Origin of the sequence: Bacillus sp. ISL-39 (assembly GCF_018613295.1) — a bacterium.
Classification (GTDB): domain Bacteria; phylum Bacillota; class Bacilli; order Bacillales; family Cytobacillaceae; genus Mesobacillus.
In genome coordinates, this window is the sequence record NZ_JAGGQM010000023.1 from 1 (window position 1) to 22,634 (window position 22,634).

At 42.3% G+C, this 22,634-nt stretch carries 17 protein-coding genes and 1 pseudogene; 16 read left to right on the forward strand and 2 right to left on the reverse strand.

The genetic code is table 11. The features are described 5' to 3' along the window. The first annotated feature begins 373 nt into the window (after nucleotides 1-373). From J7E37_RS16630 to J7E37_RS16685, 12 genes are all read left to right on the forward strand, one after another. A complete protein-coding gene (locus tag J7E37_RS16630) occupies nucleotides 374-1,003 on the forward strand; it encodes an NUDIX hydrolase (protein ID WP_215025325.1) in 630 nt (209 codons plus the stop codon). 290 nt (nucleotides 1,004-1,293) lie between these two features. Next, a complete protein-coding gene (locus J7E37_RS16635; protein ID WP_214779141.1) occupies nucleotides 1,294-2,118 on the forward strand; it encodes a M55 family metallopeptidase in 825 nt (274 codons plus the stop codon). A gap of 55 nt (nucleotides 2,119-2,173) precedes the next feature. Next, complete coding sequence (locus tag J7E37_RS16640) at nucleotides 2,174-3,106, forward strand: ABC transporter permease (protein WP_214779139.1); 933 nt, start codon at nucleotides 2,174-2,176, stop codon at nucleotides 3,104-3,106. Continuing rightward, nucleotides 3,106-4,059, forward strand: a complete 954-nt coding sequence (locus J7E37_RS16645) for an ABC transporter permease (RefSeq protein ID WP_483297221.1) — start codon at nucleotides 3,106-3,108, stop codon at nucleotides 4,057-4,059. Before J7E37_RS16640 ends, J7E37_RS16645 begins: the two co-directional genes overlap by 1 nt. Before the next feature lie 5 nt (nucleotides 4,060-4,064). Next, a complete protein-coding gene (locus J7E37_RS16650) occupies nucleotides 4,065-5,060 on the forward strand; it encodes an ABC transporter ATP-binding protein (RefSeq protein WP_215025328.1) in 996 nt (331 codons plus the stop codon). A 78-nt stretch (nucleotides 5,061-5,138) separates the two neighbouring features. Then, on the forward strand, nucleotides 5,139-6,746 hold the full coding sequence (locus J7E37_RS16655) for a peptide ABC transporter substrate-binding protein (RefSeq protein WP_214779358.1): 1,608 nt from the start codon (nucleotides 5,139-5,141) through the stop codon (nucleotides 6,744-6,746). Between the two features lie 295 nt (nucleotides 6,747-7,041). Then, nucleotides 7,042-7,962, forward strand: coding sequence for a S66 peptidase family protein (locus J7E37_RS16660; RefSeq protein ID WP_214779134.1), 921 nt, complete (start codon nucleotides 7,042-7,044; stop codon nucleotides 7,960-7,962). A 19-nt stretch (nucleotides 7,963-7,981) separates the two neighbouring features. Beyond that, nucleotides 7,982-9,088 (forward strand): dipeptide epimerase, encoded by a 1,107-nt coding sequence (locus tag J7E37_RS16665; protein WP_214779132.1) that lies wholly within the window; start codon nucleotides 7,982-7,984, stop codon nucleotides 9,086-9,088. Then, a complete protein-coding gene (locus J7E37_RS16670) occupies nucleotides 9,075-10,004 on the forward strand; it encodes a C40 family peptidase (RefSeq protein ID WP_214779130.1) in 930 nt (309 codons plus the stop codon). Before J7E37_RS16665 ends, J7E37_RS16670 begins: the two co-directional genes overlap by 14 nt. Before the next feature lie 2 nt (nucleotides 10,005-10,006). Beyond that, the gene (locus tag J7E37_RS16675; protein ID WP_215025331.1) at nucleotides 10,007-11,017 is read left to right on the forward strand and encodes an ABC transporter ATP-binding protein; all 1,011 of its coding nucleotides are present in this window, start codon (nucleotides 10,007-10,009) and stop codon (nucleotides 11,015-11,017) included. Between the two features lie 14 nt (nucleotides 11,018-11,031). Further along, the gene (locus J7E37_RS16680) at nucleotides 11,032-11,826 is read left to right on the forward strand and encodes a serine hydrolase (RefSeq protein ID WP_215025335.1); all 795 of its coding nucleotides are present in this window, start codon (nucleotides 11,032-11,034) and stop codon (nucleotides 11,824-11,826) included. A 177-nt stretch (nucleotides 11,827-12,003) separates the two neighbouring features. Beyond that, a complete protein-coding gene (locus tag J7E37_RS16685; protein ID WP_215025338.1) occupies nucleotides 12,004-14,037 on the forward strand; it encodes a sensor domain-containing diguanylate cyclase in 2,034 nt (677 codons plus the stop codon). Nucleotides 14,038-14,084: 47 nt separating this feature from the next. On the opposite strand, the gene J7E37_RS16690 is transcribed toward J7E37_RS16685, so the two are convergent. Continuing rightward, a complete protein-coding gene (locus tag J7E37_RS16690) occupies nucleotides 14,085-15,308 on the reverse strand; it encodes an MFS transporter (RefSeq protein ID WP_215025340.1) in 1,224 nt (407 codons plus the stop codon). Between the two features lie 251 nt (nucleotides 15,309-15,559). On the opposite strand from J7E37_RS16690, the gene J7E37_RS16695 reads away from it, so the two are divergent. From J7E37_RS16695 to J7E37_RS16705, 3 genes and pseudogenes are all read left to right on the forward strand, one after another. Then, the gene (locus tag J7E37_RS16695; protein ID WP_215025342.1) at nucleotides 15,560-16,432 is read left to right on the forward strand and encodes a carbon-nitrogen hydrolase family protein; all 873 of its coding nucleotides are present in this window, start codon (nucleotides 15,560-15,562) and stop codon (nucleotides 16,430-16,432) included. A 20-nt stretch (nucleotides 16,433-16,452) separates the two neighbouring features. Then, complete coding sequence (locus J7E37_RS16700; RefSeq protein ID WP_215025344.1) at nucleotides 16,453-17,124, forward strand: GNAT family N-acetyltransferase; 672 nt, start codon at nucleotides 16,453-16,455, stop codon at nucleotides 17,122-17,124. Between the two features lie 153 nt (nucleotides 17,125-17,277). Then, nucleotides 17,278-17,993 (forward strand): annotated as a pseudogene (locus tag J7E37_RS16705) (3-ketoacyl-ACP reductase). Between the two features lie 444 nt (nucleotides 17,994-18,437). Here J7E37_RS16705 and J7E37_RS16710 read toward each other — a convergent pair. Further along, entirely contained in the window at nucleotides 18,438-18,797 is a 360-nt protein-coding gene (locus J7E37_RS16710) for a hypothetical protein (protein ID WP_215025390.1), read from the reverse strand. A gap of 285 nt (nucleotides 18,798-19,082) precedes the next feature. Here J7E37_RS16710 and J7E37_RS16715 point away from each other — a divergent pair, with 285 nt between their 5' ends. Continuing rightward, entirely contained in the window at nucleotides 19,083-22,535 is a 3,453-nt protein-coding gene (locus J7E37_RS16715) for an SCO7613 C-terminal domain-containing membrane protein (RefSeq protein ID WP_215025346.1), read from the forward strand. Nucleotides 22,536-22,634 lie beyond the last annotated feature (99 nt).

Sequence of the window (22,634 nt, forward strand, 5' to 3'; positions counted from 1 at the left end):
GTGGGATTTTAGTTAACCAATTGGGTTTATTGGTGCGTTATTTTGGAAATAAGTGGGTTTTTAGATCACCAATCCGGCTTATTGCTACTATATTGTGGGAATATATGGGAATTCGGGTCGCCAATCGATTGTATTGATACTATGTTTATAAATAAAGCCACCAATCATGCTTTTTTATGCCATGTTGTCCGGAACCAGGAGCTCTTAGATCCATCCTTATGGTGTTCTGTCATTCAAATCCGCATCCAATCTTAAATATCGATGAGTTTCATTCAAATCCCGATTATTCATAAGAGCCATTTCCTTTATTTTCATCGGTCTTTCATAATACAATGACAATACATACTTTTACAGGGAGAGTGGATGTCCAATAATGAATATAAATCAGATTTCAAAAACTTTATTGGGGCGTACACCTTCAATTTTGGGCCATGAACAATTTATCAAGTTCGCAGTATTGCTACCATTAGTGGAAGTCGAAGACGAAGTCCATATTTTATTTGAGGTGCGATCCCTTACGATGAGGAGACAGCCTGGCGAGGTTTGCTTCCCAGGCGGAAAGATAGAAAAGGGAGAAAATCCTCAAAAAGCAGCGGTCAGGGAAACCTCGGAAGAACTTGGCATACCTGAAGGAGAGATTATCGATGTTTTTCCTTTGGATTACATGGTATCAGCATTCGGCACAATCATTTACCCCTTTGTTGGAAGAATTAGTAATCTGAATTCGATTATTCCTAATGAAGCAGAAGTGGGTGAGGTATTTACAGTTCCTCTGTCATTTTTTAAAAAGAACCAGCCCGACAGTTATAAAATCAATTTCCAAGTGGAACCAGAAGACGGCTTTCCTTTCGATCTGATCATCGGCGGCGAGAATTACAATTGGCAGACAAGAACAATGGATGAATACTTCTACCGCGCAAACGGCAAGGTGATTTGGGGACTTACAGCCAGGGTGCTGACCCATTTTATTGAATTGTTGGAGCAACATAAACTCAGGGAATAGAAGCGCAGATGTTGCGCTTTTTTTTTGCCCAAAAACCATTATCTTAAAAAAACTGTTATTAAAACTACCCTAGGTACGGGAAAGGTTAAGGAAATTCATTTCCTACGCGCATTTATAAAAAATCAGGCTAAAAATATTATTAATAGAATAGTATTATTGGCGTTGAGAAACTAATGACAAATCTCCTATTTCCTTGAAATTACAGAAATTAATAGGAAAAAAAGGTTGCGATTGGTAGTTTTATTATTTATAATTTTAAGATAATTATTCATAGAAAGTTGGGTAAAAAAATGAAACTGTACATATCAGTGGACATGGAGGGGATTACTGGTCTAGTTGACCATACCCATGTGGACTCTTCAAAACACAATTACGAACGAGGCCGAAAAATCATGACCCAGGAAGCAAACTTTGTGATTGCTAAAGCATTTGAAACTGGCTGTAAGGAAGTCATCGTCAATGATAGTCACTCCAAGATGAACAACCTTTTAATAGAGGATCTTCATCCGGAAACACAATTGATTACCGGCGATGTGAAGCCTTACTCTATGGTCCAGGGTCTTGATGGCAGCTTTGAAGGAGCCGTTTTTGTCGGCTACCATGCAAGAGCCTCTATGAGTGGCGTAATGTCGCATTCGATGATTTTTGGTGTCCGCCATATGTGGATAAATGATGTGCAAATAGGTGAGCTTGGATTCAATGCTTATGTAGCAGGCCATTTTGGAGTACCTGTCATCATGGTAGCAGGGGATGATGGTGCTGCCCGTGAAGCTGAGGCATTGATCCCTAACATTACAACTGCCGTAGTTAAACAGTCAATATCGCGGTCTGCTGCAAAGTCCCTGACTCCAGTAAAAGCTGGTGAACTTCTTGCCGAAAAGACAGAGAGGGCTATTAAGAATCTGGATAAAATGAAACCGCTTACTCCTCCTGATAACCCTGTTTTAAGAATTGAATTTGCCAACTATGGACAAGCAGAATGGGCAAACTTGATGCCGGGTACAGAAATTGAAGAAGGGTCAACGATTGTAAGGTACCAGGCTAAGGACATTCTCGAAGCCTATCAAGCTATGCTTGTGATGACTGAACTTGCAATGAGGACGACATTTTCATAGGGTGATTCCCTCCACCTCAAGAACTTACACAAAGACATGATAAGGATGTGGATTAATGCTTCATTACATACTCAAACGACTGGGCTCTATGGCAGTCACCCTGCTGGTCATCATCACTCTGACCTTCTTCTTGATGCATTCCATTCCTGGGTCACCTTTCAATGAGGAGCGGGCGACGAGCGAAGCGGTCCAAAAAAATCTTGAAAGCTTTTATCATTTGGATGAGCCTTTATACGTTCAATATTTCATTTACTTAAAATCGGTCGCGACATTCGATTTCGGACCTTCTATTAAAAAGTCTTCACAGACAGTAAACGAAATGCTTGGAAGAGGATTCCCTGTTTCATTCGAGCTTGGGATGATCACTCTGATTGTTGCTATATTTTCTGGCATCCTGCTGGGAATCATTGCAGCACTCCGCCATAATGGCTTGATCGATTACCTTGCGATGACTGTTGCAGTAGTCGGTATTTCAGTACCAAACTTCGTAATGGCCACCCTGCTGATCCAGCAGCTCGCCGTTACCTGGGAGATTCTGCCGGTTGCCACCTGGACCAGTCCAAAGCATATGATTCTGCCAACTCTGGCTCTTGCAACCGGGCCAATGGCAATTATCGCCCGCTTGACGAGGTCGAGCATGCTTGAGGTTCTGACACAAGACTACATACGAACAGCAAAGGCAAAAGGGCTGTCACCTGTAAAAATCGTGTTCAAACATGCTTTGAAAAATGCATTGCTGCCGGTTGTCACAATTCTTGGGTCATTGGCAGCGAGCATACTTACAGGAACTTTCGTCATTGAAAAGATTTTCGCAATTCCAGGCATGGGCAAGTATTTTGTCGAAAGCATCAACCAACGTGATTATCCAGTCATAATGGGAACAACGATTTTTTACAGTACAGTATTGATCGTCATGCTTTTCCTGGTAGACCTCGCTTACGGAATACTTGACCCAAGGATCAAGCTTCATAAAAAGGAGGGAAAATGATGGCTCTGCGTAAACATCAGGAACCGCCAGCAGGCTCGCCCATTCCTGACGACTGGTTTGTTCCTATTGATAAAAATGACTCGGAAGCAGAAGCCGTTGTCAGGCCCAGCCTGTCTTATTGGCAGGATGCATGGAGACGACTCCTGAAAAACAAACTGGCAATGATGGGGTTATTCTTCTTATCTGTTTTGACCTTTATGGCTATCTTCGGGCCTATCATCTCGCCTCACACAGTTGACCATCAAGATTTGGTCAATCAGAATCTTCCGCCATCAAGTGAGCACTGGTTTGGAACCGACGAGCTCGGGCGCGATGTATTCACCCGGACATGGTATGGCGCTCGCATATCATTGTTTGTTGGAATTGCTGCAGCATTGATCGACTTTCTTATCGGGGTCATCTATGGCGGGATTGCTGGCTATAAGGGCGGAAGAACAGATCATTTCATGATGAGGATCATTGAAGTTCTTTATGGTCTTCCATATTTGCTTGTTGTTATTTTAATAAGCGTCGTTATGGGGCCAAGCCTTGCCACAATCATTTTTGCACTGACCATTACTGGATGGATCGGCATGGCACGGATTGTTCGCGGCCAGGTACTGCAGATCAAGAACTACGAATACGTATTAGCATCGAAAACTTTCGGAACGAAAACAGCAAGAATCATCCGCAAAAATCTGCTGCCTAATACGATGGGGCCGATCATTGTACAAATAACACTTTCCGTTCCATCTGCTATCTTTGCTGAGGCTTTCCTCAGCTTCCTGGGTTTAGGCATCCAGGCACCGTTAGCGAGTTGGGGATCGATGGCAAGTGACGCTTTGCCTGTTATTTTATCCGGTGACTGGTGGAGGCTGTTCTTCCCGGCATTCTTCATTTCTTTGACAATGTTTTCGTTTAACGTTTTAGGTGATGGGCTTCAGGACGCACTTGACCCGAAGCTAAGGAGGTAAGCACCATGGAAAAGGTACTGGAAGTAAAAGACCTTCATGTTTCATTCAAAACATACGGCGGTGAAGTAAAAGCTGTCCGTGGGGTTACTTTTGATTTACATAAAGGGGAAACTTTAGCGATTGTAGGGGAGTCCGGCTGCGGTAAAAGCGTGACTTCCCAAAGTATCATGAGACTGATTCCGGAACCGCCGGGCAAGTTTGATGGCGGATCCATCCTTTTTAAAGGGAAGGATCTGACGAAACTGAGAGATTCCGAAATGCGGAAAATTCGCGGATCAGATTTATCAATGATTTTCCAGGATCCAATGACAGCATTGAACCCAACCTTGACAATCGGTGATCAGCTGACAGAGGGGATTCTCCAGCATATGAAGCTGTCAAAGGAGCAGGCAAAGGAAGTAGCGGTACAGATGCTGGACCTGGTTGGAATCCCAAGCCCTCAAGTTCGCCTGAAACAATACCCTCATCAATTTAGCGGCGGGATGAGGCAGAGGATCGTCATCGCCATGGCGCTGGTCTGCCAGCCGGAGGTGCTGATTGCGGACGAGCCGACAACAGCGCTAGATGTGACAATCCAGGCTCAAATTTTAGAATTATTCCGCGATATTCAAAAAAAAACAGGCGTATCGATTATCCTGATCACCCATGACCTGGGAGTGGTTGCCCAAGTCGCTGATCGAATCGCCGTCATGTATGCTGGCAAAATTGTCGAAACAGGAACAAGGAGAGAGATTTTTTACAATCCTCAGCATCCATATACGAAAGGGTTATTGAACTCTGTTCCGCGTCTGGATGAAGACGGGGCGGAGTTGATCCCGATCGGTGGTACACCGCCTGATTTATTCTCCCCGCCAGTCGGCTGTCCGTTTACAGCCCGCTGTCCATTTGCCATGCAGGTTTGTGACAAAGTCTATCCTGCAGAAACAAAGCTATCCACCAGCCACGGAGTTGACTGTTGGCTGCAGGATGAGCGAGCGCAAAAATTGATTGCAAGCAGGTAATGTTCAATCAGGCTAATGCCTTTTTGATATAATTTTAGATCAACATAAGGGGGAAACAGAGTGAAGAAGTTTTTAACCATGCTCATGGCAGCAATGCTTGTATTCACGATGGCTGCATGTACCGCAAATGAAAACACAGGTAAAGAAACAGACGGAAAAGACAATGGTGAAAAAGGCGAAGAAAAGGTCCTTTACCTGAACAACGGCCAGGAACCAACGTCCTTTGACCCGCCAATCGGTTTCGACTCAGCTTCATGGAACGCTTTGAACAACCTGATGGAAGGTCTTACACGTCTGGGTAAAGACCACCAGCCAGAAGCAGCAACTGCAGAAAAGTGGGATGTTTCTGAAGATGGCAAGACATATACATTCCACATCCGTGAAGATGCAAAATGGTCCAATGGTGATGATGTAACAGCAAAGGATTTCGAATTTGCCTGGAAGCGTCTATTGGATCCTGCAACGGGATCAGCCGCGGCTTTCCTCGGCTATTTCATTGAAGGCGGAGAGGAATTCAACAGCGGAGAGGGTTCTGCTGACAATGTAAAAGTAAAAGCAGTTGACGACAAGACGTTTGAAGTAACTTTAACAAGTCCGCAGGCATATTTCTTAAGTGTCATTGCCAATCCGGCGTTTTTCCCAATCAATGAAAAGGTCGCTACAGAAAAGCCTGAATGGTTTTCCGAAGCCGACTCTTTCGTAGGCAATGGTCCGTTTAACCTTGCTAGCTGGGAGCATGACACAAAATTCGTCATGGAAAAGAATGATGAGTATTGGGATGCTGAAAACGTTAAATTAGATCGTGTTGAATGGGCAATCGTAGACGACACAAACACTGAGTATCAAATGTATCAGGCTGGGGATCTGGATGTTTCCGATGTACCTGCTGAATTAAGTGATAAGTTATTCAAAGAAGGAAAGGTACAGGTTGAAGACCAGGCAGGAGATTACTTCTACCGCTTCAATGTAACAAAGGAACCATTCCAGAATGTAAATATCCGTAAAGCGTTCGCTCTTGCTGTTGACCAGCAAAAGATCGTTGACTTTGTCACAAAGAATAAGGAAAAAGCTGCTTATGGATTTGTTTCTCCTGGATTCCAGGATCCATCAGGCAAGGATTTCCGTGAAGTGAATGGAGATTTCAATAAAACGGATGTAGAAGAAGCGAAAGCTTTACTTGAAAAAGGAATGGAAGAAGAGGGTTACACTGAACTCCCAGAAGTAACCTTGACTTACAGCACAAGCGATGTCCACAAGAAAATCGCTGAAGCTCTGCAGCAAATGTTCAAAGAAAACCTTGGCGTAGAGGTCAAGCTTGCGAACATGGAATGGAATGTATTCGCGGAAGAACAAAAAGCACTGAAGCACCAGCTTTCCCGCAGCTCATTCCTGGCTGACTATGCTGATCCAATCAACTTCCTGGAAAACTTCCAGACAGGTCATTCTATGAACCGTACCGGCTGGGGGAATCCGAAATATGATGAGCTGATTCAGCAAGCAAAGAATGAATCTGACGAAGCAAAACGTTATGAGTTAATGTATCAGGCAGAGAAGATCCTGTTTGAAGAAGCACCAATCTTCACAGTTCACTTCTATAACCAGGTATATCTGCAAAATGAAGCAGTAACAGATGTTGTCCGCCATCCAGTTGGATACCTTGAACTTAAGTGGGCAGATAAGAAGTAATGATTCATTGAAAACCAGAAGCGCCTTGTTTAGCCCCGAAACGTCTCGAGGGGCTAGGCGCTGGAGCTGGACATTTCTCTAAGTTGAATTTTTATACTTTCTTATGCTTCTAAGAAAGAGGTGTTCATCTTGGAACACCTCTTTTTTACTAGTACATACTCTTTAAAAATATCTTATAACATATGAATTTTTATTTTGCCGCAAAGGTCGTGAACTGAATTTGGGGCAAACCGGGTCCTTTTGATCGAATAGTCTTGAAAAGAATGATACCCAAAAACTAAAGGGGGTTGATTTCATGCCAATCAAACCTGAGCGCCTGAGAAAAGGCGACACTGTGGCTGTCATAGCGCCAGCTAGTCCTCCTAATAAAGAAAATCTGAAACGCGGCTTAAAATTCGTCGAGGATTTAGGGCTAAATTATAAATTAGGGAAATCGCTGTATACAGAATATGGCTATCTTGCCGGGAATGATGAAGAGAGATTAGGTGACTTACAGGAAATGTTCCTTGATAAGGAAATCAAAGGGATTATCTGTGCTGGCGGGGGTTATGGCACAGCGCGAATTGCCTCAGCGATAGACTATGATGCTATTAAAAATAATCCTAAAATCTTCTGGGGCTACAGCGATATTACATTCTTACACACTGCAATCAGGCAGCAGACAGGAATGGTAACCTTTCACGGTCCAATGCTCGCTTCGGACATAGGTAAAGAAGAGGCCGATCAAATTTCCAAGGAAACTTTCCAGCAATTGTTCATACCAGCAGACCTGAATTATAGTTCTGCGATTTCGCACCTTGAAGAACTGGTGCCTGGATCCGCCGAAGGCTCATTGGTTGGAGGAAACCTCTCACTTCTTTCAAGTTCCATGGGCACACCGTTTGAAATTGATACAGAGGGAAGGATCCTCCTAATAGAAGATATAAATGAAGAGCCGCGGGCTGTTGACCGGATGCTGAATCAGCTATATATGGCAGGGAAGCTTCAGGGGTCATCAGGGATCCTTATTGGTGACTTTAATAACTGTGTACCTGAAAGGGAGCTTTCTTTATCTCTGGATGAAGTAATAGAACACTACATTAAACTTGCCGGAAGGCCGGCACTTAAAGGATTCAATATGGGGCATTGCAGCCCGCACATTGGTGTTCCGCTTGGAGCGAATGCTTCAATGAATACCAAAGAAAAAACGCTGTTTGTCGAGAGCGGGATCAAATAGAACCAAAGGAGATAGAGTGATGATTATTGAACAAATCGAAACCTTCCGCAATGCTGTCCCTTTGAAAAAGCCTTTTAAAACCGCACTCCGCACAGTGACTGTTGCAGAAGCCATTATTGTGAAAATAACTTGTGATAACGGGATTACGGGCTGGGGAGAGGCACCGCCTACTTTGGTTATTACCGGGGACAGCCTCGTAAGTGTCGAGGGTGCAATCAATGACGTAATCAAGCCATTTTTAATAAAAAAGAACCTATTGAACTATGAAGCTGTTTTCCAGGGCTTAAAAACCATCCTTATTAACAATACCAGCGCAAAGGCAGCAGTTGATATGGCATTATATGACTGTATCTCGCAAAACTGCGGTTTACCGCTTTATCAATTCCTTGGAGGCTACAGAAACGAAATTGAAACTGATTTTACCGTCAGTGTCAACAGCCCTGAAGAAATGGGCGAAGATGCTGTTCACTATGTAAGCAATGGATTCAACGTACTTAAGGTGAAGGTAGGAATCGGTGAAATCGAAACGGACATTGCCAGGATTCAGGAAATCCGGCACAGGGTTGGCTGTGATATTAAAATTCGGCTTGATGCGAACCAGGGGTGGAAACCGAAGGATGCAGTCAGGGCAATCCGAAAAATGGAGGACCTTGGATTTGATATTGAACTGGTTGAACAGCCAGTTAAAGCAGAAGATCTGGATGGTTTAAAGCAGGTAACTGATTCAGTAGATACCTTAATCATGGCTGACGAAAGTGTATTTTCACCTAAACAGGCATTTGAGGTGATCAGAAGGAGAGGTGCAGACCTCATCAATATTAAATTAATGAAGTCAGGCGGCATTTATCAGGCACAAATGATTAACCAAATGGCTGAAATCGCCGGTATTAAATGCATGGTAGGCAGCATGATTGAAACAAGGCTGGGGATTACCGCCGCTGCCCACTTCGCAGCAAGCAAGAAAAACATCACTCGGTTTGATTTTGACGCGCCATTAATGCTGGCAAATGAAGCGATCTCGGGCGGTATACAGTATAATGGCAGGAAAATAAAACTTCCCGACCAGCCAGGTCTTGGAATAGAAAAGCTTCTTTCAGAAGGAGGAAATTCAAATGGAAAGCAATAACATTTGGCTAGTCAATGTGCCCGTGGCGACTTTGTGGACTTCACATGATTCAGCGAGGGAAATCGACACGGATGCTATTTCAGGAACCCCGAATATAGCAAAATGGCTTGAAAAGCTTACATATGAGCCGAGACTCCAATTGTGCGATGATAATCTGGTTCAATCACAGGTGTTGTTCGGCCAGGAGGTCTTGATCATTGATGAAATAAATGATTGGGCACATGTTATTCTCCCAGACCAGCCATCCGGAAAAGATGGTCGAGGGTACCCAGGGTGGATACCAAAGGATCAATTGATTCAACAATCAGATTGGTATATCAAGCAAGGGCCAAAAGCAGTGATAACAGCTAAGAAAGCCCTGTTATTTTCCGAAAAGAACGAAAAGCTGATGGAATTAAGCTACCAGACGATATTGCCAATTGTGGAGGATATAGTCGATCGAATCCGCGTTAAGACTCCAACAGGTATCGGGATCTTACGAGCAGAGGATGTAACAGTAATACCTGTAGCAAAGGATATTCCTAAGAAAAATGGGGCCGCAATTGTGGCTGCTGGCGAGCAGTTCCTCGGACTGCCATATCTTTGGGGCGGAATGAGCAGCTATGGCTATGACTGCTCTGGCTTTAGCTATAATATGTGCCTGGCTAATGGTTACATCATTCCGCGGGATGCCCATGAACAAGCCGCTGCGGGCGAAAACGTACTCCTTACAGACATACTGCCAGGAGACTTGCTTTTCTTCGCCTATGAAGAAGGAAAAGGCAGAATCCATCATGTAGGGATTTATTATGGAAACGGCAAGCTTCTCCATTCACCGAATACGGGAAAGAATATTGAAATCATTTCTCTTGAAGGAACAATTTACGAAAAAGAACTCTGTGCAGCGAGACGCTACTGGATTGATACGGAGGAATAATCATGGAAAATGAAGTTTTATTAAGTGTTAAAGATTTAAAGAAGCATTTTACTATGGGAAAAAATGAAATCCTTAAAGCAGTGGATGGCATTTCATTCGATATATACAAAGGTGAGACCTTTGGCCTTGTTGGTGAATCTGGCTGCGGAAAATCCACTGCCGGAAGAACAATGATCGGACTTTATGACCGTACAGATGGAGAAGTTGTTTTCAATGGCAAAGATGTACATTCGCTTTCAGAGAAAGAGAAGTTCCAGTTCCATAAGCAGATGCAAATGATCTTCCAGGATCCTTATGCCTCACTCAATCCGCGTTCTACGGTAAAGGAAATTATATCTGAACCGATGGAAGTCCATGGATTGTTTCCAAACAAAAAAGAACGTTTGGAGAGAATTTATCAGCTCCTGGAGGATGTAGGTTTAAATCGTGACCATGCGAACCGTTATCCCCACGAATTCAGCGGCGGGCAGCGGCAGAGAATCGGAATCGCAAGAGCTCTTGCGCTTGATCCTGATTTCATCATAGCGGATGAACCAATTTCCGCACTTGATGTATCAGTCCAGGCGCAGGTCGTCAACCTGCTGAAGCGGCTTCAAGAGGAAAAGGGATTGACTTATCTTTTCATTGCTCACGACCTTTCTATGGTAAAGCAAATCAGCAACCGGATTGGTGTTATGTATCTTGGACATATTGTTGAGCTCACAGCCAGTAACCAGTTATACAAAAAACCGCTCCATCCTTACACTCAAGCTTTGCTGTCCGCCATACCGATACCAGATCCGGATGTGGAAGACCAGCGGGAGCGAATCATCCTGCAGGGAGAACTGCCAAGCCCGATGGATCCGCCGAGCGGTTGTGTCTTCAGGACCAGATGTCAGCACGCAATGGATATCTGTGCTCAAAAGAAACCAGTATGGCAGGAGATTGACAAAGACCATTTCGTAGCCTGTCATTTATATGATGAACATTTAGGTGGAAAATCCAAAAAAGAAATGCTTGTCAATATCAGATAAGGAACAGAAATGACATGAACATAGATGATTTAAGAAAAAAACTATTAGAAGAACTCGCTGGGTGCAAGGGCCGGGCGAGTTTGTTTTTGGAAATTGAAGAAGTAATAATAGAAATTAACAGCAATGAAGTATACCAGTCTGCCAGTTTGATCAAAATGCCGATTTTATTCGAGGCATTAAGACAAATTGATGAAGGCACGCTGCAAAAAGAGAGACTCGTAGCCATTCGAGAAGGTGAAAGGATTGGAGACACAGGGGTTCTGCATGCAATGATAATGAAACAGCTTCCAGTCCAGGACTTACTTTCCCTGATGATCATCGTGTCGGATAACTCGGCGACAAATCTAGTCATTGATATGATTGGCACCAGTTCAATCAACTCGACTATGTCCAGGATTGGGATGAAGAATTCCACCTTGCAGCGTAAAATGCTGGATTTCAATGCCATTCAATCTGGCAAAGATAATTTCACCTCTGCAGCTGATATCGGATTATGCCTGAAAGAAGCAGTTACTGGTGGTTCACTAAAAATACGATCCCGTAACACGTTCCATTCACTTCTTCTACAGCAACAATTCAAAGAGAAACTGCCAGTTTATATGGATGACACTCTATTGAAAATTGGAAATAAGACAGGGGAACTTCCCGGTGTCGAACACGATTGCGGTATTATAACCTATGGAGATAAGCAGGCATTTATAGTTGTTTTGATTGATAGTCTTTCAGAAACGGAATTAGGAAAAGCGACAATTCGACAAATCGGGAAGCACATAAACAGCTTTATACAAGGCGTTTCGACAGCATTCTAGTATAGTTGATAGATTTCGATAGTTATTAGGTATCAACTGCTAGCAATAAGATAGCGAAGAGTTTTGTTGGGTTTACTGGAATTTGGATAGTAATTATTCCAATTGCCTTATTGAATATCAAAATCAAGAGATTTAGAATGATTATGTATGAATTTTGATTTTGCAAGGAGAAATGAAATGACGGAAAAGGAAAGCAAAACTGGGGTAAATGACGTTGATGCAGATGCTGCCAATAATCTATCACCCTATTTTGTTTGTATTCATAAAGATTCCTTGATTCTTTCCATAGATGAAGGTGGCACTCAGTTGCTCGGATACAAGTATCCACGTGAATTAGCAGGTAAATCGATATTTTCTTTCTTAGCTGATACTGCCCAAGAAGCAATCACTGCCAGAGTCGCAGCCATAGAACAAGGAACAATCCTGGATGGTATTATAATGAGTTTCTTAATAAACGGAATTCCAATGGATCTCCAGGTCGATTCTGAATGTACAATGTTCAATGGGGAACCAGCTATTAAAACCTTCCTTCGCTTTATTACACCCTGTTCCATTGCTCAAGATAACACAGATGATGCAGGCTCAGTTATACTTAGCGCAAACAAAGGTATCGTCATCACGACACCGGATGGCAGGATACAGGCTCTCAGCGAATCGTTCACTCGATTGACAGGCTACCAAAAGGAAAGTGTAATCGGGAAAAACCCGAGAATATGGAAGTCTCACAGCTACACACCGATTTTTTATAAAAGAATGTGGAATTCTATTTTGAGCCGGGGATACTGGGAAGGCGAGTTATGGAACAAACGCAAAGATGGCAGCCACTATTTAATGAAGGTGAATATCTTTTCAATTCTGAATAAGGACAGAGAACTGGTAAATTACCTGGCTGTCTATACGGACCTTACCGAAGTGGAAATGCTTTCACAGCAGCTATTGGAACGGGAGGAACAATTCCGCACGCTAGTAGAGCTGTCGCCGAATGCCATCATTTTAACGCAATTTGATAAGGTTGCCTATGCTAACCCGCACACTGAGGCCTTATTTGGCACAAACCTAAAAGATATAATTGGCAAGCCTGTTCGTTCTTTTTTTTATGGACATCCGAACATCATTTCTAAATTGGATTTTAATGAAAAGACAGTCATCAGCTTTGAAGAACAATTGAAAATGGGAGATTCATATATTGATATTGAAGTCTCATCTTCTTTGATTACCTATCAAGGAGAAAAAGCTGTTCTGACAGTTATAAAGGAAATAACAAAGCGCAAAAGCATGGAAAGAGCTTTGCGTGAAAGTGAAGAGCAGTATCGCTTTATCGCTGAAAATTCATCAGATATGATTGGAAGACTTTCGAGTGACGGAAGCATTGTTTATATATCTCCTTCGAGCAAGAGAATCCTGGGATATAGAAATGATGAGTTGATTGGAACGAATTTTTTTGGGAAAATTCATCCAGAAGACCGCCAGATCCTGCTTGAGCAATATGGAAACCCTAGAGAATTAAGCGGTATCGTAACTTCCAGTTACAGGATGCTGCATAAAAATGGCGAATTTATATGGGCAGAAACGACAGTAAGGCCGATAAAGGACAAATCAGGAAAGTCTTCAGGAATGATGTTTGCCACTAGGGACGTGACGGCAAGGAGGACCATTGAAAATCAATTAAGGGAAAGCAATTCACTACTGAGAAAGCTTTCGTCACTTGATGGATTGACTGAAATTTATAACCGACGGGCTTTCGATGAATTCCTAAGGACAGAATGGGCTTTCGCATGTAAGCATAAAATGCCGGTATCATTGCTTCTGTTGGATATCGATTATTTTAAAAAATATAATGACACATATGGGCATATCCAGGGAGATGAATGCCTAAAAATTGTGGCCCATGAGCTCGAACGCTTCTTTCATGAAAAAGGTTATTTTGCAGCAAGATATGGAGGCGAAGAATTCGCTGTAGTCCTTCCGAATACGGATGTGTTCAAAGCAAAACAATTGGCAGAAGATTTCCTGTCAACCATCCAGAAGATGAACATTGAGCATAAAAACTCCAAAGTCAGTGGGATTGTAACAGTCAGTATAGGGGTATCTTCGGTGACTCCTACGAACTCAGTCGAAATGAAACTGATTATTGAATTCGCAGACCGTGCACTTTATCAAGCCAAGCAAAAAGGCCGTAATAGGATTGAAGTTTGTAAAAGTGCTGAATGAATAGGTTTTCTTAACAAGAGCTCCATCGTCGATGGAGCTCTTGTTCGTTACACCACTTTTTCAATTAATTTTGCTTTCTCTTGCTCTGCGCTATATTTAAGGGACCACATCAAGAAGAAGGAGCCGGCAGCTATATACATGATACCGCCTAACATACCCACCAATCTTGGGTCGAACCATTCCAGGGCCATACCGGTTAAAAACATAGAGACTCCGATGAATGTATTGGACAGCATGCTAGTAATACCGAAATACATTCCATGCCATTTTGGTGGAATGGTCTCCATCGCCACCGTATCCAGAAGCGCGTTGCCTACACCGCTGAATATTGCAGTCACCCCAAATAGAACAGCGGCCACCCAGAAAGCTTTTGTCTGGCTTATCGAAGTCAAGAATAAACCTTCGCCTATAATGCAAATGAAAGAGAATAATAATAACCTCTTTTTAACCAACTTAGTCAATAATGGACTGATCATTAAACCCAAACCAAGAACACTGTAGAAAATTCCTACTCCCAGGTCAGCTTTTTCAAACGTTTCAACGGCGTACACGCTTAATAATACATTCTCGATCCCATTAATCAGCGGGATGATCAACTCAAACATCATCAACATTAACAAGAAGGACGAAGTCGCAATAACAGGGAGCAATTCACTGTACTTTTCCGAGTCTGTTTTACTGGTTTCATTTTCGATTTCACCTCCGAGGGATGGCAAGGTCGATAAAATCCAGCCGGCGGCAAAAAAGGAAACAATATTAAGCAGAAAAGCTGCTTTTGCTCCTAAGAAGTATGAGACAATCCCGCCACTTAGTGCCCCAATGATTAAAACAATCCCAATTAATACCTGTTCCCATCCATTTATGGCTTTTAATGATTTAGAGGAAACGATGGCAGGGATGCTTGATTTTCTGATTGGTGCGTATATGGCTTCTCCTGAGGCCAGCATGAAGGATGCAACATAAACAATCCAAATATCAGAAGGATTATTGACCGCAAGAAAAGACAAGGCTAATACTCCTCTGGCTAGGTCCGTAACGATCAACATATTTTTTCTTCCGATTTTCCTGGCAAGGCCGCTGCTCAAAGGGCTGAAGAATAGAAACGGAATCATCCTGAGAGCCATTGTAATCCCGACTGACAGGCCAGAACCAGTCATCTGCAATATTAAAGCTAAGAGCGCCACCTGGCTGAACCGATCACCGATTCCGTTAATAACTCCGGCATAGAACAGTTTGCGGTAGGATTTTTCTGTGTTGAAAGTATGGAACATAATGCCCCTCCAATTAGAAGGATTCTGATTAGAAATAAATCTAATTAGATTATAATCTAATCTAATTGTAATTGGAACATTTTATCTCCATCATTTCTGAATGAACTGGAAATAAATTTTACTCAATAAATTTCTTGCCCAATTTTTATGAAAAATGTTTTCATAAAAAGTAAAATGCTATATAATGATTTTCGTATTTCTGAAATTTTGAAGTCAAAATATTATTTTTATAGATTCAGGGGGAATGATGGATGAAAATGAGGGTTTCCGCAGTCCAATACCATCTTCACACGATCAGGTCGTTTGAAGAGTTTGCTCAGCAATGTGAGCATTATGTAAAAACAGCACAGGAGTATGGATCAGAGTTTGTTTTGTTTCCTGAGTTCTTTACTACTCAGTTATTATCAATCGGCAGTGAGCAGGGTACGAGGCTGACCATCAATGAACTCCCCGGTTTTACAGAACAGTACTTAAACTTATTCCAGAATTTCGCCCTGGAAACAGGCATGCACATTATTGGAGGAACACATGTCATTGCACGTGAAGGAAAGCTCTATAATGTCGCGCACATGTTTTATCCGGATGGCAGGATCGTGGAGCAGGCGAAGCTCCATATCACGCCTACTGAGGTAAATGAATGGAATATGAGTGCGGGCGAGGATTTCCGGGTATTTGATACAGAGAAGGGACGTATTGCACTGCTGACTTGCTATGATATCGAGTTTCCTGAAATCGTCAGAATGGCTAAGGCGAAAGGTGCGGATGTCATTTTCGTTCCATCCTGTACCGATGATCGCCATGGTTTCCATCGTGTGCGCTATACGAGCCATGCAAGGGCTATTGAAAACCAGGTTTACGTCGTACTAACAGGAACGGTAGGCGCATTACCCACCGTCGACTTTATGCGTGCTAACTTTGGCCAGGCGGCAGTGATCACGCCTAATGATATCCCGTTCCCTCCAAAAGGCCTTCAGGCCGAAGGTGAACTTAATGATGACATGATCGTAACTGCCGACCTTGATTTGGAACTATTATATGAAGTGCGTGAGCGAGGTTCAGTTACTACATGGCGCGACCGCCGCACTGATCTTTATCCAGACTGGGAACGGACAGAAAAAATATAAAATGATAAGGAGAAATCTTCATGGAATATATTCGTGTTAACAGTATCGATGATCCGCTTTTTACTAAACTCCATAACTTAATGAAGGAAGTCTTTCCACCTGAAGAGGTACTGGAGTTCGATTTATGGAAAGAGCCGCTAGAGGATCCAGGCATCAGGGTCTTTGTTGCTGTACATGAGGATGAGGTAGTTGGTGTAACCGAATACCGATACTATCCGGACTGGAATATCGCAATGACAGATTTCACCATTATTGGGAAGCCAGGCCTCAGCCTTGGGCGTTTCCTAGCAAACAAAAGAATGGAAGACCTGCAAAACCTGGCTGGCGAAAAAGGCGTAGAGTTATTCGGGATGTTTGCAGAAATCTATGACCCATATCGAAAGAAGGACCATGACTTCGGCGGAGTAAAAACAATGGAGCCGTTTGTAAGACGCGAAGTATTATCTCATCTCGGGTATAAGCGACTTGATATGGAATACGTCCACCCTTCCTGGGAGAATGACGGAGAAGCTGTAGAGGGACTTGATTTATGCTTCATGCCTATGGATGAGAATACTGAAGAGCTCCCTGCAGCATTGATTACAGATTTTCTTTCCACTTATTATTCTGTGCTTCAAAACAAGCCGGAGAAGTGGATTAAGATGGTGGAAGAGCTTAAAAATAAAGAGACCGTGGCATTGTTGCCATTATAATACTCAAACCAGCAGTAGCAGTTACTGCTGGTTTTTTTGTGTTCTTTAAAGTGATGCTTCACATCTCTTCCCTAGAAGAATCACATGATTTGTTTTCGCCCAAAAGATTTTCTATAATTAACCCTTGACTACATAATTGAAAGGAGTCATCATATGGAATCTTTAAAAGGGAAAACGGCGTTAATTACTGGTGCTGGCAGAGGCATTGGGCGTTCTGCCGCAATTGCACTTGCAAAAGAAGGCGTGAATATTGGCATGATCGGGCTGACACTTGCCAATCTGGAGAAGGTTACAACTGAGCTTGAGGAATATGGGGTAAATGTTTCTGGGGCTGTAGCCGATGTATCTGATATGGAATCTGTACAGCACGCTGTCGAGCATGTAACAGAAGAGCTAGGTCCTATAGATATCCTGATTAACAACGCTGGAATCGCAAAATTTGGCGGCTTTCTTGACCTGGAGCCACAGGAGTGGGAAAAATCATACAGGTCAACTTGCTGGGAACATACTATGTGACCCGTGCGGTCTTGCCAGGAATGATTGAGCGGAAGGCAGGTGACATAATCAATGTTGCGTCAACTGCAGGGCAAAAGGGAGCACCGGTAACAAGTGCCTATAGTGCATCAAAATTCGGAGTACTTGGGTTGACTGAATCGCTAATGCTTGAAGTTCGAAAGCATAACATCCGTGTCAGCGCGCTTACTCCAAGTACCGTTGCTACAGACCTTGCCATTGAGTCGAATTTAACAGATGGCAATCCGGATAAAGTCATGCAGCCAGAAGATCTGGCCGAGTTAATGGTAGCGCAATTAAAATTGAACCGCCGCGTCTTCATCAAGACAGCTGGAATGTGGTCGACAAATCCATAATCATTCCGAGGGTAGAACCAGCAAAGGTTTTATCCTCTTTTTTTATTTGGCTCTTTTCTCAAACTTTGTTGTTTTGACTGCAAAATAGGATTGAATGAACTATGTTTCTTTGTAAAGTTGACCCACTAATGAGAAAAGAGCATGCAAACTTAATTAAATACCGACCTGCTAACTACCTTTATATTACGTTAAAAACGGCTTTAGAATTTTAACAACCATCTTTACGAAAACAGCTGTTTATTTCACAGCAAATTCAAACAAAAATCGAACTGTCCTCCTGGAAAGTACACTGACGATCACTACTAGTACCTAGTGCTAATCATTTAGAAAAATACCGCTGATTCATGCTGTTTCAGCCTCTGGATTGGCTATTATTATATTAAAAAACAACACTATTATTTTGATATAACTTTAAAAAACAACAAAAAAACGGCTTAAGCCGTTTTAAAAAGCATATTGGAATAACCCATAATAAAGGGGCATAACAAATATCAATCCACTCAGCTTAGCACCAAGCGGCATGGGTTCTTCCTCTTCTTCCATGCCAAAATCCCCTGCAAACCGCTCCGCAAAGAATATGGTAAAGATTACATCCCAAAGGAGACCGAAAACGAAGACGATTTTCCATACTAAAGGGGTTAGCATTTCTGTTTCAGTCACATATCCGAATAAACCAAGCCAAGTGATGATTGAAATGACAAAATCCAGCCTGGTGACATTGTTTTTATATTTCCCTTTAAGCAAAAACCAAATTGCCGTCGTACCCATAAACCCTAAATACATTAACCATAAAAAATCAGTCATCTTCTTACCTCGTAATCTTTTAATTAGTTTTCTGCCAGAGTGACTTGATCTAGATTCCGAAACTTATAAAACGGAACAGAATGACGGAAAGAGAGACACATTGTCCAAGACACACAACCTATAAACACACTTATCCTATTATAAAGGCGCATGCGCAATGTTGGAATAGAAATTGTCGAAAAATCTCTTTTGATTTTTTTGATTTGAATGTTGAAATAATTTATAAAAGGTGTAAAATTACACTAAACGAACCAAATTGGATTAATGAGGGATGGGGGGATAAAAATGGAACATGCTCCTAGAGAAGAAAGACGCAGGATTTTCCGTAACGAGCTCTATAATTTAAAAGAATTAGGCTATGTTTCAGCAGAGGAATATAAGAGTGTATCAGAAGCCCATAATGAATATTTCCTTAATTTACTGTCACAGGAACGGCAGGAGAAAGAGTTGGCCGCCAGGAACAAAAAGGAAGATTCTATAGCCTTTGAAGTCCAGCCTTCAGTAACGATGAAGGAAAAACCCAAATCACGCCCAGCAAAGGTCAGACCAAAGAAAACAGCAGAAGAGATTCGTGAACGGAATATTTCCTGGTCATTGAATATTGGGGTGATCATGCTATTGATTGGCGGTTTGTACGTATCAACAAGCAACTGGGAAAGTATGACTCCGTGGATGAAGGCTGGGTTAATCGCACTTGTTTCGGTTTTATTTTACGGAATTGCCTATATGAGCTACAAGATCATAAAAATCGATAAGACCGCCTTTGCGTTCGTTGTCCTTGGCAGCCTTTTCCTGCCAATTTTCACCCTATCATTAGGCTGGTTTGAATTGCTAGGTTCTTATTTATCGTTCAATGGTGGAGGGCGGTTCATCTTAGGAACAATTAGCAGTTGTATTTTGATCCCGATTTATGCGTTTCTGGCCAGAAAGCTATCGTCAAGGTTATTTGTGTGGTTTACCTTAATTACGACATCCATTGCAGCAGCATACCTGTTGAGAACGATTGGATTGGAAACAGATGGATTTTACCTTGGCTTGATTTTATTCAATACACTTCTGATTGCAGCCTACCACCAGCTTAAAAAGAATGCTCAGCTGCCGTTGTTCACAAAGGAACTTGCCCTTTATTCACAGGCAAACCTAGTCCTGTCTACCTTATTAATGCTTTTCTTTTATGAAAATCATGTTTTCAATGGCTTCAATTTGATTTTGACTGCTGTTGTCTATCTGTCGATGATATTCGTTAATGGCCATAAAGAGTACCATTTTGTCTTCAGTGCCATGTTCATTTATGGTGCATATCAAATTCTTGAAAATTGGCGATTTACAGAGATAAGCTTAATAGGTTATGCGCTTCTTGGTTTCGTGTTTCTGTTCATTCCAAGGTTCCTGGATAATACATACGCCTTGAAAAGAACTTTCCAAATGACTAGTGCAGTTGTATCAGGTTTTGCTTTTTTATTCATCACAGCTGAAGGGATGATGATTCATACAGAAAATCCATCCTATATTCTTATGTCAGCTTACCTGATCATTTCAGCGAACTTCATTTATCTTGCGAATACCAATGAAAATATCATTTTCAAATATTTAAGTCCGGTTTTTCTTGCAGCCGCTATGTTTGAAGCAGTCTTGCAGATTGGGAAATATATCGGTTTTGAAAACCTTGTTTTGCCAATTTATTTCATTGGTTTCATTCTCTTCATTCTTGCAGGCTGGCTGGTCAAGATGAATTATCTAAAAGCCATTAAAACCAGTTCGCGGGATGTCGGAATGATGATCATGCTTTTCATGATTCTCGTTACTTTTTCCATGTTCGACTGGTGGGAGCTGGCACTGATGTTGTCCCTGACCGGCTATGCTTTGTATGTCATGATGAAAATCGACAACAGACCGTTTTTGCCGCTAATTGCTCAATGGGCAGTGCCTATCGCACTTGGCATGTCAGCTGCTTCAATCGGTGAGGAGATACGGATCCATTCCGGACTTTATAACGACTTGCTCGGAATCCCAGGAAATTTAGCGCTTGCGGGAATTCTTTTACTGGTTGTCAGTATCGGCCTTCGCAAAACAAAGGAAACCATGCTTGCGCGGAATGCTTTTTTCAGTGGCAATGGGTTCTATGCAGCAAGCCTCTTTTATACATTCGTATTTCCTATATCAAATATTTACGGAGAATCGCTAATTTGGTTTGGCGGAATCTTGATGTCTCTTTTGCTTTATAGAGTGACAAGAGAGTCAATGGCCGCATTTTTATCCGGTGTAGTCAGCCTTGTCTGGTACCTGATATCAATAGACTCAATTAATGAAGAGATCTTGAATTTTAGTTCGACAATAGAGTCTCTACTCTTCCCTGGAGGCGGCTGGTTATTGCTGGGGGCAGCTGCTTTACTTTTTCAAAAGCAGAGAGGGCTCGCAGTCGCTTATTCATGGATAGCCCATATCTACCTCACTCCAATAATGGTCATTGAATTCATCCTTTATGGCGAGGAAGCGATTTTAAGCTATGTGATTGCCACTGGAGTCTATGCTGCGGGCATTTTCTTTGTAAAAAGGGAATGGAAAGTGAAAACGCTATTATACGCAGCATTCACAACGTTGTTCTTAGCGATCAAGACTGGTATCAGTTTTTTTACCGAAACAGATTCTGGCCACTATGCCTTCCTGATGACAAGTATTGTGTTGACTGTATTCTGGGTATTGTCCTCCACAAATAACAAACAAAGAACTGTATTTTATCTAATTCCGATTTCGCTATTAGGAGTAGCAAGCTTCCTTACAGCATATCCATACAGCTGGCTGCTGTACGGATTAACAATTGGTTATGCAGCAGCGACATTGGTTTTGCTCCATAGAGTGAAATGGGATATAGCTGCATTGATCCCGTTATTGATGATTTTTTACGGCACAATCCAGATCATGTTCCTGGCACAGCTGCATGTTTATTGGGATATGGCTATTCTTTCAGGGTCTGGAATTTTGCTTATTTTTTCAGGGAGAAGGATTTATAAGAATCTCTGGGAAAAGGGAGCAGTTTTTGGACTGCAAAGCATGGACGCTTATTCCTTAGCCGGCTTCTTGTTCATTGTTTCCGTGGCATTAATGAATGGCGAAACCTTCTGGGCGCTCATTGTCCATGGACTCCTTATCTCTGCAGGGTTATGGCTGCAGAGGAGCAGGGTTCATGGCAGAGGAGTAAGTGTCATCCTCTGTATCGCTGGTGCGTATCTGCTGGTTCCTTATTATGCAGCCGTAGAGCAGCTTACAATCCCTGCCTTATTGGAAAGGGAGGTATACGTACTTCCGTTCGTGGCTCTTGCGATATTTTTACGGTCTATTTTTAAAGAGAGAAGCAATAAAATCACCAGCTATATCCAATGGGCAGTTTTGATTATGGTCTCGCTCTTGCTTATTCAGGATGGCCTCGACAGCAATACGGTTTATGATGCCTTGCTTCTTGGTTCGCTGTCGCTTATTTCAATGCTGGCAGGAATGTTGCTGAAGGTAAAAGCCTATTTCTTCGTTGGAGCAGGCGTCTTGCTCCTTAATGTGGTCATGCAAACAAGACCATTCTGGGGAAATCTTCCATGGTGGGGTTACTTATTGATTGCAGGATCAATCCTAATCAGTGTTGCCAGCTTCATTGAATGGAATAAACAACAAGGAGCAAAAGGGGAGCGAACCTTCCTTTTAAAGTTAAAAGAAAACTTACTGTTGAAATTGAAAAACTGGAACTGATAGAGGCTGGCAAAGGATAATCTTTTGCCAGCTTTGTCTTTTTGTGTCGCACTATTCGTAATTTTTGATGCTTTCTAAACGGGTTTTAAGTATTAAAGT

Excerpts from the sequence above, each read along its gene's own strand:
- J7E37_RS16645 (WP_483297221.1), top strand. The coding sequence starts at position 3,106 with ATGGCTCTGCGTAAACATCAGGAACCGCCAGCAGGCTCGCCCATTCCT.
- J7E37_RS16655 (WP_214779358.1), top strand. The coding sequence starts at position 5,139 with ATGCTCATGGCAGCAATGCTTGTATTCACGATGGCTGCATGTACCGCA.
- J7E37_RS16635 (WP_214779141.1), top strand. The coding sequence starts at position 1,294 with ATGAAACTGTACATATCAGTGGACATGGAGGGGATTACTGGTCTAGTT.
- J7E37_RS16680 (WP_215025335.1), top strand. The coding sequence starts at position 11,032 with ATGAACATAGATGATTTAAGAAAAAAACTATTAGAAGAACTCGCTGGG.
- J7E37_RS16715 (WP_215025346.1), top strand. The coding sequence starts at position 19,083 with ATGGAACATGCTCCTAGAGAAGAAAGACGCAGGATTTTCCGTAACGAG.
- J7E37_RS16665 (WP_214779132.1), top strand. The coding sequence starts at position 7,982 with ATGATTATTGAACAAATCGAAACCTTCCGCAATGCTGTCCCTTTGAAA.
- J7E37_RS16700 (WP_215025344.1), top strand. The coding sequence starts at position 16,453 with ATGGAATATATTCGTGTTAACAGTATCGATGATCCGCTTTTTACTAAA.
- J7E37_RS16660 (WP_214779134.1), top strand. The coding sequence starts at position 7,042 with ATGCCAATCAAACCTGAGCGCCTGAGAAAAGGCGACACTGTGGCTGTC.
- J7E37_RS16650 (WP_215025328.1), top strand. The coding sequence starts at position 4,065 with ATGGAAAAGGTACTGGAAGTAAAAGACCTTCATGTTTCATTCAAAACA.
- J7E37_RS16690 (WP_215025340.1), bottom strand. The coding sequence starts at position 15,308 with ATGTTCCATACTTTCAACACAGAAAAATCCTACCGCAAACTGTTCTAT.
- J7E37_RS16630 (WP_215025325.1), top strand. The coding sequence starts at position 374 with ATGAATATAAATCAGATTTCAAAAACTTTATTGGGGCGTACACCTTCA.
- J7E37_RS16710 (WP_215025390.1), bottom strand. The coding sequence starts at position 18,797 with ATGACTGATTTTTTATGGTTAATGTATTTAGGGTTTATGGGTACGACG.
- J7E37_RS16685 (WP_215025338.1), top strand. The coding sequence starts at position 12,004 with ATGACGGAAAAGGAAAGCAAAACTGGGGTAAATGACGTTGATGCAGAT.
- J7E37_RS16695 (WP_215025342.1), top strand. The coding sequence starts at position 15,560 with ATGAAAATGAGGGTTTCCGCAGTCCAATACCATCTTCACACGATCAGG.
- J7E37_RS16670 (WP_214779130.1), top strand. The coding sequence starts at position 9,075 with ATGGAAAGCAATAACATTTGGCTAGTCAATGTGCCCGTGGCGACTTTG.
- J7E37_RS16675 (WP_215025331.1), top strand. The coding sequence starts at position 10,007 with ATGGAAAATGAAGTTTTATTAAGTGTTAAAGATTTAAAGAAGCATTTT.
- J7E37_RS16640 (WP_214779139.1), top strand. The coding sequence starts at position 2,174 with ATGCTTCATTACATACTCAAACGACTGGGCTCTATGGCAGTCACCCTG.